Source organism: Streptomyces spectabilis, assembly GCF_008704795.1.
In the GTDB taxonomy this organism is placed as follows: Bacteria; Actinomycetota; Actinomycetes; order Streptomycetales; family Streptomycetaceae; genus Streptomyces; species Streptomyces spectabilis.
The window spans coordinates 7,074,982-7,088,047 of the sequence record NZ_CP023690.1; the positions used below are offsets into that span (position 1 = coordinate 7,074,982).

6 protein-coding genes are annotated in these 13,066 nt (G+C 69.9%); 5 read left to right on the plus strand and 1 reads right to left on the minus strand.

Annotated elements, in window-relative coordinates; translation table 11 throughout:
* The first annotated feature begins 222 nt into the window (after positions 1–222).
* Entirely contained in the window at positions 223–2,982 is a 2,760-nt protein-coding gene (locus CP982_RS31135; RefSeq protein ID WP_150513493.1) for an AfsR/SARP family transcriptional regulator, read from the plus strand.
* Between the two features lie 30 nt (positions 2,983–3,012).
* On the opposite strand, the gene CP982_RS31140 is transcribed toward CP982_RS31135, so the two are convergent.
* A complete protein-coding gene (locus CP982_RS31140) occupies positions 3,013–3,915 on the minus strand; it encodes a serine/threonine protein kinase (protein ID WP_170316517.1) in 903 nt (300 codons plus the stop codon).
* Positions 3,916–4,245: 330 nt separating this feature from the next.
* Between CP982_RS31140 and CP982_RS31145 the strand changes: the two genes are divergently transcribed.
* Genes CP982_RS31145 through CP982_RS31160 form a run of 4 tightly spaced genes read left to right on the plus strand, consistent with a single transcriptional unit; the run spans position 4,246 to position 12,934 of the window.
* A complete protein-coding gene (locus CP982_RS31145; RefSeq protein ID WP_229878693.1) occupies positions 4,246–5,517 on the plus strand; it encodes a PD-(D/E)XK nuclease family protein in 1,272 nt (423 codons plus the stop codon).
* A 56-nt stretch (positions 5,518–5,573) separates the two neighbouring features.
* A complete protein-coding gene (locus CP982_RS31150; RefSeq protein WP_150513496.1) occupies positions 5,574–6,659 on the plus strand; it encodes a pPIWI_RE_Y domain-containing protein in 1,086 nt (361 codons plus the stop codon).
* Positions 6,652–10,161 carry a pPIWI_RE_Z domain-containing protein gene (locus tag CP982_RS31155; protein WP_150513497.1) on the plus strand — a complete coding sequence of 1,170 codons (3,510 nt, stop codon included), beginning with the start codon at positions 6,652–6,654 and terminating at the stop codon, positions 10,159–10,161. The genes CP982_RS31150 and CP982_RS31155 overlap by 8 nt, the downstream gene beginning before the upstream one ends.
* Positions 10,162–10,192: 31 nt before the next feature.
* Positions 10,193–12,934, plus strand: coding sequence for a pPIWI_RE module domain-containing protein (locus tag CP982_RS31160; protein ID WP_212669199.1), 2,742 nt, complete (start codon positions 10,193–10,195; stop codon positions 12,932–12,934).
* Positions 12,935–13,066 lie beyond the last annotated feature (132 nt).

Here is a 13,066-nt window from a genome sequence, read left to right on the forward strand (position 1 = left end):
GAGTCGATGGATGACTAAGCCGCCGTTTCGTGCTTCTGCGAGCGGCTGGTGCCATCGTGCCCGGGGGTGAAGCGGGGCCGCAGAGCCGAAACTGAGGGATAACTGAGTCCTCGAGGGGCGTGAAGAAGCAAGCGCGTGTGAAGCGGCACAGCGCGGCACACAGATGAAGGAGCGCCAGCGAGGGGCCGGATCACTGACTGCGGCGCGGTGAGGGGGAGGGCGATGGAGGGGTACGTGCTGGGCCCGGTGCGAGCGGAAGGGGACGGCGGCAGGAGGGCGGTCGAAGGGTCGAAGGTGGCGGCCCTGTTCGCCCTCCTAGTGACCTCACCAGGCTGCCGGTGTACCAGGAAGGAGATAGCCGATGTCCTCTGGGAGGGCGACGAGGATGTCGGCGTCCGGGTTGACCGTGTCGTCGCCGACCTGCGGAAGCGGCTGGGCCAGGAGTGCGTGCCCCATAGCGGTAAGTCGGGTTACTGCACGCTCCGAGTCCCCGTGGGAGACGTCGACCTGCTCCGTTTTCGCGAAAAGGTGAAGCAGGCCGAGGGACTGACCTGCAAAGCGCAGTTCGAGCTGCTTGGCGCGGCCTTGGAGGAGTGGAACGGCGAGGACGAACCGCTGCACGGACTGTCCGAGACCGGCTTCCACGTGCGTCGGGAGGCGCTACGGGCCGAGTTGATGGCCGCCGTGTACGCCCGGCTGGACGCGGCCCACAGGTCCATGGAGGTCAAATGGCTGCGCGAGGAGACGGAGAAGTGGTTCGAGCGCGCGCCGGAACTGCCCCAGATCTTCCGGTTCTACCTGCTCGCTCACGCAGACCTGCCGGAGTCCCAACGTGAGCGGCTCATCGAGAAGTGGGAGAAGCGCAACGGAAAAGCGGATGTCGATGTACAGTGCGCCATCGACCAGGTCCGGGGAGAGAGCCGCCGGCCGGGCGGGGTGCTCCTGCCCCCCGTTCCCGACCAGTTGCCCGGCGGCAGGCGCAAGCCGATCGGGCAGGACGAGCTGATCGGCGACCTCTTCGACGCCGTGTGCGAGAGACAGGATGCCGGCAATCTGGCGCTGGTCCTGATCAGCGGCATGGCGGGTGTCGGGAAGACCACGGTGGCCGAGAACCTCGCCGGTCGGCTGCGGGAGCGGTTTCCCGACGGGGTGCTGCGCGGCGAACTGAACGGATTCGCCGACGGAGACGTGCGGCCCGCCGAACCGGACGAGGTCCTGGACGGCTTTCTGGCCGCGCTGCCGCCCTACACCACGGTGACCGGAACGGAGAGCAAGAGCAACGCGCTGCGGTCGGCGCTGGCCCATCGGTCGGTGCTCATCGTCCTCGACGACGCGCTCAGCGCCCAGCAGGTGCTGCCGCTGCTTCCCGGAGACGGTACCTGCGCCGTGATCGTCACCAGTCGTAACGACCTCTTGCGGCTGCAGTCCGAGAGAAGGGTGCTGTTCCGCAAGATGGAGCCGCTGCACGAGGCGGACGCGCTGGAGGTGCTCCAGGAGAAAGTGTCAGCCGAGGACCGGGCCAAGCACGCCGTGCCCTTCAGCAAGCTGGTCCACCTCTGCGGTCGGCTGCCGTTGGCCCTCGTGGTGGTGGCCCGGCTCCTGGAGGTCGGTGCGCGTCCGCTGCACACCCTCCCTGCCCTGGTGCGAGAGATGGAGAAGGAGCTGGAGCGGGCGAAGCTGGACACCCTGGACCTGCCCGAGCACGAACTGTCGGTCCGCGCCGCGCTCAACTGCTCCGTGCGCGTGCTGAATGAGGAAGCCCGGCTGCTGCTGTGGCAGCTCGCCGTCCACCCCGGGCCCAGCGCTTCCTGGGAGGCGGTGATGGATCTGGGACGGGCAGTGGACGAAGGGACGCGTACCGACCGGGCCCTGGTGGACCTCGTGGCGGCGAACCTGGTGGAACATCACGGCGACCGCTACGGGCTGCACGACCTCGTGCGGGCCTTCGCCCTTCGGCACGTGCGGCCGGTGCCGGACGGAGAGAACGCGGAGATCGAGCGGGCGACCGTACGACAGGTGCTGGAACACCAGCTGCACAACGTCCTCGCCTGCGACCGGGTGCTCGACCGCGAACGCACCCTGCCCGCCGACGAGCCCGGAGTGGTCAGGGTCACCGACCCCGCGGACCTCGCGGAGGCGATGGCGTTCCTGGACGAGGAGTACGCCACCGTCCAGCGAGGCATTCACTTGGCGATCAATCGGCGTATCGACCGGTACGTGTGGCTGCTTCCGATGGCCCTGGTCATCTACCAGTGGCGCCGTCGCCTGCTCCATCATGCGCGGCAGAACCTCCGGTACGCCGCCGAGGCGGCGGAAACCGTCGCCGGCCCGGTCGATTGCGCCATGGTCTACCGGTCGCTGGCAGGGACCCACTGGCGGCTCGGTGAGTACGACTTGGCTGTGGGCAACCTGCGCAGGGCCGTCTGGCTCAGCGAGGAGGACCGCAGCACGGAAGGCCGGCTGAGTCTGGCCCGTACGCTGCACCGGCTCGGGCTCACCCTGCGCAAGCAGGACGACCTGACGGGAGCGGACGAAGTGCTCCGCCGTGCACTGGAGTTGTGCCGGGAGGTGTCCGACCGGGTCGGGGAAGCGGCTGTTCTAAACGTCCTTGGCGCGATCCACCTCGACCGGGGCGAGCACGAGCAGGCGCTCCGTCGGTGCGCCGACGCCCTGGGCGTGGTGGAGCGCACGACGGAACGCAGCGGCCTGGCCGATGTGCTGTTCACCCTGGCCAAGGTGCACCTAGCCCGTTCCGAACGGGACGAGGCCATCACCCTGTGCCGGCAGGCCTCTGACATCTACCGCGAACAGGAGAACTGGCCCAACGAGGAGAAGGTACGAATGCTCTTCGCTGATGTCCTGGTGTCCGCCGGCGACACCGACGGGGCGGTGCGGGAGTTGGAGAGAGTCATCGTGCTGCGTGAGCTGATGGACGGTGAGGGGGTGCGGGAGGTCCGGGAGCGGCTGGAAGGGCTGAGGTGACCCGCCCGGGCGGCGGCCGTCGGCTCACCGTCAAAGCCGGGGCGGATGCGTGCGGTAGTACTCGGTCGGGTCCGGGCGCAGGGGCTTCGATGGCCGTTGCGAGCCGAGCGGGGGTAGGTAGCAGCGGAGCCGATCGAACACTTCACGGACATCCGCGGGGCGCTCCGCCGCCTTCCACCGGACCATCCACAGCGCCAGGGAGGCGTACTCCGGGGGTAGTTTGGCGAGCCGGTCGGCCGGCAGCACCGGGGTGCCTTCTTCCGCCCGCTCGTCCTGTCCGCCGTAGGGAAGGCGCATCACGGTCATCTCCAGCAGGATGCAGCCGAGTGCGAAGATGTCCGCTTGCCGCGTCAGACCTGACGGGCACGCGTCGGACTGCTCGGGGGAGGCCCAGCCGCGCGTGCCGCGTGCGTATTCCGTCTCCTGATCCGCCACGACCGCGTGACCCATGTCAATGAGCCGGAGGCGGCCGTCCGGCTGCACGATGACGTTCTCGGGCTTGAGATCGCAGTGCACCAGATTCCGGTCGTGGACTTCTGCCAGAATTTCGCACAGTTGGCCAATGACGGCCGCAACGGTCCCAGGATCCTTAACGGGCAGGGCCGCCGACAGGACCTTCTGCAGTTGGTGCCCTTCGACAAATTCCATGACCAGGCACCGACGTCGCCGGTGTGTCCCCGTGGCGATGACTTCGGGAATCGCCTGGATCCCCGTCAGCATCATCATGCGTGATCCCTCTTTGAGGAGTTCGTCGCCGGCCCAGTGGAAATCGCTCTCGGGTCCGAGGTCCCGGGCCTTCTGAAGCTTCAACGCCACCTTCTGGCCGCTGTTGCGGTCACGCCCGAGGAAAAGGTCGCCTTGGCCGCCGTCGCCGACCATGTCCAGCACTTCGTAGCGCCTCTCCACATCGCCGACCTCCTCGATCTCCCTCACGGCCATCCACCTTTCCTCCGCACGGAAATGGAGCATGAAATGTCACAGCCATGGCTTCCCCCCGACGGGGTGACCCGCACGACCGACGTCATCACGGTATCCGCCGGAATGTTCAAGGGGGGAGAGTTCCGATGCCCCGCCGCTGACGCTCTCAAAGCCCGCGGTTACCACACCACTGACCCCGTACCGCGGCGCCGTGAGCGGTTGGAGCACTTCGCTCTGGGCCCCTTCATGGCTGCCTGCGACATCCGTTCGGGGCCTGCCGGCCACCCGCCCCGGACACGTACCGGGCCCTTGCACGACGGTCTGCGGACCTGGTCGGAGCACGGCGTGACGTTGTACGAGGCGGCCTTCCCCCTCGACCCGGAACGCTCCCTGCACGAGGCGCCCGAGCCGTGGACGTACCGCTACCGGCTGTCCGGTCCCGACCCGCGCGACGCCCAGGAGTACCGCCTTACCGTGTGGGGCCGTTGCCTGACCTCCCCCGACGGTGCCTACCGCGAGCTTCGTCTGCCCGTGCACCGCCTGCGGGACCTGCCGCCCGACGGGTTCACCGCGGCCGTCGCCCTGGTGCTGGCCGAGGGCGTCCCCGGGCCACCGCCGGAGCACGTACGGATCGTGGAGTTCGCGCTCTTCGACGGCCGTACGCGGGAACTCTTCGCGGGAAGCCGGGAAGAGGCGCGCGCCCGGTACCGCGAACACGGCCCCGCTGCCCTGGCCGGCGCACTGGACGGACGGGAATACCGCCCGGGGTCCGCCTGTGGCGGATGCCCCTACCTGTCGGTGTGCCCGGCCCTGCGCACAGCGCCCGGACTGCTGGGCATCGAGGCGCACGACCGGCCCCGCCGCACCTGGTCGGTCACCAACGGGCGGGCCTACGGAGTCTGCCCGGCGCGTGACCATATGCGCCGACTGCACCTGCCCACGGCGGATTCCGTCGAACGCGAGGTGACGGCCGAGCGCGGCCGGGCGCTGCACGCCTACCTCGCCGAGCGGCACGCCCACGGATCGCCTCGGCCCTGCACGGTCGAGGTCCCCGAGGAGTGGGTACCGGAGGGATTCGACCTGCCCGCACACGAACGCGCACTCGGCGCGCTGCTGTTGCGGCGGCACGCCGCGGTCTGTCCGCTGCGGTACGTCGGGGACGGTAGGGATGTGCGGACCGAGCCCCGGGTGGTGCGGCACGACACAGCCGCCGACGTGGTGGTCCTGGCCGCGCCCGACCTGCTTTACCGGGATGCCGGGTCATGGGTGTGGCGCGAGACCAAGACCTCCGTCATCGATCGGCGGTCCGACCGCCCCCTGCTGGAGCGTTATCCGCAGTTGGCCCTGGCCGTCGTGCTGATCGCCCGCGGTGACCTGGGCGGTGATCCGTCCCGCGCGCGGGTCGAGCTGGAGGTGCTGCGCCCCGGCGGCGCCGACCTGGAGATCATCGATCCCTTCGCCCCGGCCAATCGGGTCACAGCCGAGAAGGTACTGCGGGCGATGGTGGCCGACTGGCACGGGGACGACCAGTACGCGGCCCGGCCCGGACGCTCCTGCGAGCGGTGCGAAATGGCCCGCTGGTGCACGGCGTCGTCCGTCAGCGAGGCCGCGGCGTGAGGGCGGGGTCGGCCGGCCGGGCCGATCGGCCGGATGCCGGCGAGGCGCCCGAGGGTGTGGGCAGCGACCTCTTCGGCGAACTCGCCCGCATGGTGGCGGCTCTCTCCGAGGTCCAAGGGCTCCGCTCCTTCACCCTGCCCTACCCCGGCCTCGCCCAGCGAGCGCTGGATCACACGGTGATGCGCTGCCTCGATGCGGGGGAGGCGCCGCCGAGGAGTCTTCCGGAGCTGTGGGAGTGGTGCCGGACCAGGCCGTCCGACGACCCACTCTTCGCGGTCCCCTCCTCCCTGGTCTCGCCGGGCACCACGCTGGTGCACCGGGTCGGCCGGATGCCGACCCGGTCGTGTCTCGAGGTGGCCTCGTACGGACCGGACGGAGGCGTGGCGGGCCACGCCCGCGCGCTCCTCGGAGACCTGCACGCGCGGAGTGGAACGGAGGAGCGCTACCGGCAGTGCAGGGCGTTCCTGGCGCATCACCCGGTCGTCCACCAGCAGGACCGCTTCGCGCCGGGTTGGAACAGGGCGGTCTGGAGCCGGGTCAAGAACCTCTACGCTCCGTTGCCCGAGTTCCTGCTCGTCGACGGAGACTTCCTGTACTGCCCCTCATGCAGGCTCCCCTCGCTGCCCCGGAACAGGGCCGTGCCCGTACCCGGACCGTCCGGCACCGGCGCGGAAGTCTGGTGCGAGGGGGAGGACTGCCCGTGCGATGCCCCTCCGCGGCTCATCCGTGAGCCGGACCAGGCGTGGATCCTGCAGCGCTCGCTGCGGTGGTACCTCGTACTGCCGCATCGCACCGACGAAGCCGCCCGGGAGGCATTGGAGCGCGTCGAAGTCGCGTACGAGCCCCTGCCTGGTCTTCTGCCCGCCTACCGGCTCAGGGACACCGGGCCCCGCATCGTGGACATCCAGGTGTACGACCGCCTGCAGCCGGCGCTCCTCGCAGCCCATCTCACCGACAACACACCCCTCGCGGACCGCACCCTCGTCGTTGTCCCCGACGCGCTCGCCGGACGGGATGGCTACCGGCAGGCCTTCACCGATGCGCTTCCCGCGCTCCTGCGGGACCGGCTGGTGCTCACCACCCCCATGGACCTCGTGCCCGACCTGGGACAGGCCCGGCGAGAGGAGAAGGACGATGCGTAGTATCACCCCGCCCTTGACCGACGTGTTCAACGCGCTCAAAGCATTTCTGGGGTCCTCCGTGCCCCAGCCCGCGCTGGAAGCCCTCTGCCAGGTCGAACTCGGCCTGTACCTCCAGCAGAAGATGATGCCGGGCAGCCCCGCGGGCAGCGCCTGGGTGCTGTTCAGCGGGTACGGGTTCGCCGAGGCGCACCGGGCACCGCTGCCATCCGATGCGGCGAAGACCCTGCGTATCGCCAGGTACTCGCTGTGGACGCTGCGCCGGAGTCGTACCTGGCTTGAGGCGCTGGACACCTACCAGAGGTTCGACCCCAGGGTGCGCGCCTACGACGTGCCGGACGCCGAGACACCCGCTGCCCGCCGCGATCTCTCCGTCGCCGGCGACCGCTTCTCCGTCTACGAGCAACTGCTGCGTGCCGCACCGCCGCTGGCGGGCAGGCGCTTGCCGGTCGCGGGTCAGGGCCCGCACGCCTTCCCCGTCAGTCGCACCATGGCCGTCGTCGACCTGCCACCGGTCCCCCGCATCCCCCTCGTCGCCCACGACATGGACCTGGAACCGGCCGGCGGCGGCGAGCCCTTGATCTTCACCAGGGAGGACCTGGAGCGCACGGCGGCGGAGATGGACGCCCAACACGCTCGCTCCGGCAAGGGCCGGGCACCACGGTGGCTGGAGCGGCTACGGTCGTTCGACCTGTCCATCAAGGAGAACGGGACCTTCCACAAGGCGAGGAAGGGCGAGGACTTCGCCTTCACGGTCGATGGCGTCCAGCACCTGCTCGGCATCGTCGGCGCAGGCAAGAGCACACTGCGCGACATCATTGCCGTCCATCTCGCCAAGCTGGGCAAGCGCACCACCATCGTCGTCACCGATGTCGCGGAGGTGCTGAAGCTCGTCCGGCTCTACGACCTCTACACCGACGGCGCCGCCGCACCCGTGCTCGGCTCCTCGGGCCGTGAGCGGCACGCCCAGCGGTTGCACCGTCGGCTGGCGGGCCGGGGCGAGCACCGACTGCTCGCCCACGACGACCCCGCCTTCGCCTACCTCGGCACGTCCTGCCTGCTCAACGTCAGACGGCAGGGCGCCACGTCGACGACCGAACCACTCGCCTACGGTGAGGCACCCTGCTCCCGGCTCCGACCCCCTTCGGCTCTGCGGCGTGACCCGAGCGACGGACGGCACTCCGAGTGGCATAAGAGGGCGACGAGCTGCCCGTACTGGTCCGCCTGTCCCCGTCATCACGGAGCTCGCACCCTGGTCGGCGCCCTGATCTGGGTGGCCACGCCGGCCGGACTGATCGATGCCGAGCCGCCCCGCCCCCAGAACGGCGAGCGCATCCGCTTCCTCGAACTCGCCTGCCGCCGTAGTGACCTCGTGATCATCGACGAGGCCGACCGTGTCCAGATGCAGCTCGACCGGACTTTCGCACCCGCCGTGGTCCTCGCCAGCGACGAGGACAAGGGCCTCATCGACCAGCTGAGCCGGCACAAGATCCGGGAACTCGCGGCCGGCGGACGCACCCAGCTCTCCGAACGGGACGTCGAGACCTTCGCCGCCGCCCTCAACACCGCAGGCGCGGCCACCGACCGGCTGTACGCGATGCTCGTCGCCGGGTACGAGCTGCGCAAGTGGGTGCGGACAGGCTACTTCAGCGCCTGGACGCTCCAGCTGGGGCTACTCGACGAACGCTACGAACTCCCCGACGACAGCGGTCCGGACCACCCTCATCAGGCCCCCCGCGAGGCTCTCGGGAAAGTGCTCGACGCGTTCCGGGACAACCCCTTCGGTGACCGTCACCGCAGGACGGAGGAGGACTTCAGCCGGCTGACCGCCCTCCTCAACGAACTGCTCCACACCGGCAACCCGGAGAACACCCGGCGCCGCCTCACCGAGGTCATGGACGAGGTCTTCGCCATCGACCCGAAGTACATGGCTGCCCGGCAGCGGAAGTACCAAGAGGCGTACGACGAGTGGCGGCGTGAGGAGGAGGAACAGAGGAAGAAGCGCAGACGCCGCAGGAAGCCCAAGCCTCCGCCCCAGACTCCCGAGGAATGGCGGAAGCAACTCGCGGAGCGCTTCGAGTTCACACTGTTGCTCAGCGCCCTGGAACCACGGCTCGCCATGATCAACGCCATGTGGCCCCGCGTCGAGGCCGCCCTCAGCTTGGGCTTCAACACGATGTACCGCCGACCGCTCGACTACGGCCCGATGGTGCCTGAGGCCCCGATGGGCAATGTGCTCGGCTTCCAGTTCCGGGTCCCGGGTGAGGACAAGGGCGGAGTCCGCAGTGGCGAACTGACCTTCTTCCGGTGCAGCGGCGTCGGACGTGAGCTGCTGCGCGCCATCCCCGATCTCACCTCCGTCGACGGCAGGCCCGGTGCCCACTTGCTGCTCATGTCGGGCAGCAGCTGGGCGGGCGCGTCCAGCCGCTACCACGTCTGCGTCCCGGTCGGTGTGGTCATCGAACCGCCGACCGAGGTGACCGAACGCATCGCCAACGAGAGCTCCATGCGCTTCGAGTTCATCGACGACGGCGACGAGAAACTGCGCATGTCGGGAACCGATCCGGACGACCGCCCGGAGAAGTTGCGCCGCATCGCGTGCCATCTAGGTGAGGGCGGAGACGAGTACGAGGTCACTGAAGGTGGTCCGCTCCAGCAGGAGTTGCTCTCTCTTCCTCCAGGGCGCGACCAGGTCCTTCTACTGGTCGGCAGCTATGCCGAGGCACGTGTGGTGGCCGACACACTGCACAACCTCAACGTCCGCTGGCGCAACAAGGTGCTGTGCCTGGTGTCGGACGACGAGAAGATCACCGCGGAGGACGAGGCGCCGTCCGCCTACCACGCCCGATCACTGCGCCGGGGCGACGTCGAGCACCTGAAGGACCTCGAGGCGGACATCCTGGTGGCGCCCCTGCTCGCGCTGGAACGCGGCCACAACATCCTCAACGACGAGGACGAGGCGGCCATCGGCACGGTCTACTTCCTGGCACGGCCCCATCCGCACCCAGAGGACCTCCACCTGGCCGTCAATGCCGTCAACGACTGGGTCGTCCGCGCCGTCACCGGCGGTGACTTCGCCACCCTGGTACAGGAAAGACTCACCGTCGAGGAAGGAGCGGAGGAGTTCCGCCGCCTCGCCCGTTCGTACTGGTACCAGGTACTTGCCCGTTCGATGGCGTGGAGCCGTCTCGACGACGATGTACGAAAACAGGTCACCTGGGACATGCTGGTCCTGTTGTGGCAGGTGATCGGGCGACTGGTACGCGGTGGCGTACCGGCCCGGGTGGTCTTCGTCGACGCCGCCTTCGCCCCCAACCGCTGCGCCGTACCGGCGCGGCCCGACACCCCCGAATCCAGTCTGCTGCACAGCGTCCTCGCTGTCCTGGACCCGTATTTCGACGGCGGCATGACGCCCGCGGATGAGCAGTTCATCGTCCGCGCCCTGTACGCGCCACTGCGCAGCATGCTCACCCGCCTGCTCGCCGCCGTACCCGCCCACCCGTAAGCGCCGAGCCCCTGTCCCAGGAGGTAATTCCGTGTACCACCACATTCGCGTCGCGGCCTACGAACCCGACCCGCTCCACGGACCCTGGCGGGAGGAGATGAAAGTGCTGCGGCTTGGCGAGGACCTGCACGCCGAGCTCGCCGGGATGCACGCCGAGGCGGACAAGAACTCCGTCCACCCCCGCCGGCTCCCCGTGCGCAGGCTCAACTCCCTGCTCCAGGCGATGGCGCCAGGCGTCATCGCGACCGGCCGCAACGCCGGGACGGATGGCCGTCTGCCGTGGCTCTACGCGCGGGAAGCCGTCCCACCGGACTTGCTGGCCCCGGTGGTAGGAGCTTGGGCGGCGGGCATGCACCGGGAGGACGACGACTCGGAGGGCGCCGATCTCGAGGAGAGGCTCCGCTCCGGTGACCCGGCCGAGACGGTACGTCTGCCCCACTGGGAGACGGAACTGATCGATCTCGCCGAGAGCGTGCTCTCGGCGGGCGGAACCGCCGAACCCGCCGCGCGGCTCTACAGCCTGCTGCCCGAGTGGATCTCCTTCCGGCTGGCCGCCCGGACGTTCCGCACGGGCGGCACCACACTCCACTTCCGCGTCGAGAGCTCGGGTGACGGCGCGCGACTTGTCTCCTGGCCGCCTCAGCGATACGAGCGCCGACGGCAGACCTGGTACTACTCGGCCTGCCTCACCATCACCGTCCACACCGTGCCGTTCGCCCCGCGGTTCCGCGTCCATGTGTCCACCCAGGTACGCCGGTGGGCCACCCGACTGGATGTACGCCCCCACCAGCTCGGCGGTACGACTGTCCTGCTCGACGCTCCACTGCCGTGGCCGGAAGGGCCGGACCGGGGCCACCGGCTGATGGTGAACACGCTGGGCTACGACCGGCGGTCGAAGGAACTGGCCTGGCGCCGACACAGCCCCGCACCGCTCGTGCCCGAGCTGGACATCGTGCGCAACTATCCCCGGCCCGAAGCGCTCTTCTCCGACCCCGAACGCTGGATCAACGGCTCCGGGGACGTGGCCGCCGGCATCGTCTACCACCCGTCGATCGGCCCGCACGAGGTCGGACCCGGGCTCATGCCACGGGAGCGGGCGGATCTGGACGCCTGGGTCGAGGAAGGGCTGCGCCCCCTGCTGACCCGGGTCCCCGACCTCACGCGCGTCACCCGGAGCAACACACCCTCCCTGCTGCCCCGTTCCGGCGCCGGACGCGTCCCGAGCGTCCGTGACGCCCAGCTGGCTCTGCAACGGCGGGCGGCGCTGACACGCGCACTGAACGGCCGCCCCCTGGAGATCGACGTCTTCTGGCAGTCCCCGGAAACCCGTGAGGCGCTGCTCGCCGAGCTGCCCAAGCTCATTGGTCTTCCGGCCGGGCAGCAAGTGCCGTCGGCCGACGGGGAGACCTGGCAGTGGCAGTGCGAGGGGGTCGACATCCGCGTCCGGGCCCGGCCCGCGGGACCTTTGGCCGACGCCCTGCCGACCATCCGAGCCCGCGGGCGCCTCAGGGCCGTCCGGCTGGCCGAGGCCATCGAAGGGCGCTGCGGGCTCGTGGCGGACCGGGCGGACCCGCTCCTCGGCGGGGCCGGAGTCGTGATCACGGAGATCGCCGGCAAGGAGCGCTTCGCCGCCGTCCCGGACTCCGACCCCAAGCACGCGCTGCGCATCGCCTGGGCACGGCAGGGACGGCTGACCCAGTTCGTGAACTCGCCCGACGACACCGACAGCGCTCTGGAACACCGGGCCAGGTGGACCTGGCTGGACGCCTTCCGGCAGCTGGGCGCGATCAGCCCGCCCGCCCATCGGGTGGGAGCCGGCATTCCGGGCGACCTTCAGTACGCGGCGCTCTGGCTCGTACGCCACACCAGGAAGGGGCCCACGCGATGCCCCGTCCACCGGCTGGTGGCGGTGCGGGTGCGCCCCGGGGACGGACCGGGCGTCATCGAGGGGTGGGACGCAGAACGAGCCGAATGGGTGCCGTATCCGAAGCTGTTGCTGCTGCTCTCCCAGGCACGGGAACCGGCGGCGAGCGGCGGGAAGGAGACCGGCACGGGGAAGCTCGTCGATGACTCGACAGCCCCGGGAGGATCCCGGCCCACTGCCCGCCCGGGCGTGGAGCAGGACAGGCAGCGGGAGACCGAGCGGCAGATCCGGGCACTGCTCTTCCAGCTCCGCGACCGCCCGACGCTGCTGCTGGCGGACGCCGGCAATCTGCGCCAGTGTTGGCCTGGCCTGCGCAACGGTGCGCTGGACCGCGACTTGCTCGGCTTCGGGGCCGAAGCCGCCCAGCGGCACACGCTCTACGGCCACGACCTGCGGGTGCTGCTCGTACGGGACGCCAACGCCCGGGGTGAAGTGGCGGAGTGGTACGCCCACGACACCGAGGACGGGGTGGGCTTCGCCGAGGGTGTGTGGGGGACGGCGGATACGGAGGGCCGTGTCTTCGCGAGTACGGCCTCGAAGCCGCACACGGTGGCGAAACTGCCGAAGGGGCTCATGAAGCTGGTGCCCACGGCACAGGGCCGGACAGCGCCCGGGAAGACTGCGTGGAACCCCGGGCAACTGGAGATCACCGTGCTCGGCTGTCTGTCGGAGAAGGCGCTGACGGACTCGGGGCGTGCGGGTGACCCGCCCGACCGGCCGGCGGAGTGGGCGACGCTCGCGCACCAGCTGCGTTACCACGACGACTACCCGCCGCTCGCCCGGCCTCTCCCGCTGCACTGGGCGCGTCTCGCCGGTGAGTACGTGCTTCCGGTGGCCGGAACGAAGTAAGCGGGGAGTACGTCATCCGCTTCCTGAGCGAGGTGCCGCCTGAATGGGGCGTCCCAAACGATCGACGCTGCTAAGGATCGATGCGTCCCTCGTGTGGGTGCCGAAGCATGCACCTGACCACGGTGGACGACG

What these genes read in the sequence shown, in the direction of transcription:
- CP982_RS31135 (WP_150513493.1), top strand. Translation starts at nt 223, where the DNA reads ATGGAGGGGTACGTGCTGGGCCCGGTGCGAGCGGAAGGGGACGGCGGC.
- CP982_RS31155 (WP_150513497.1), top strand. Translation starts at nt 6,652, where the DNA reads ATGCGTAGTATCACCCCGCCCTTGACCGACGTGTTCAACGCGCTCAAA.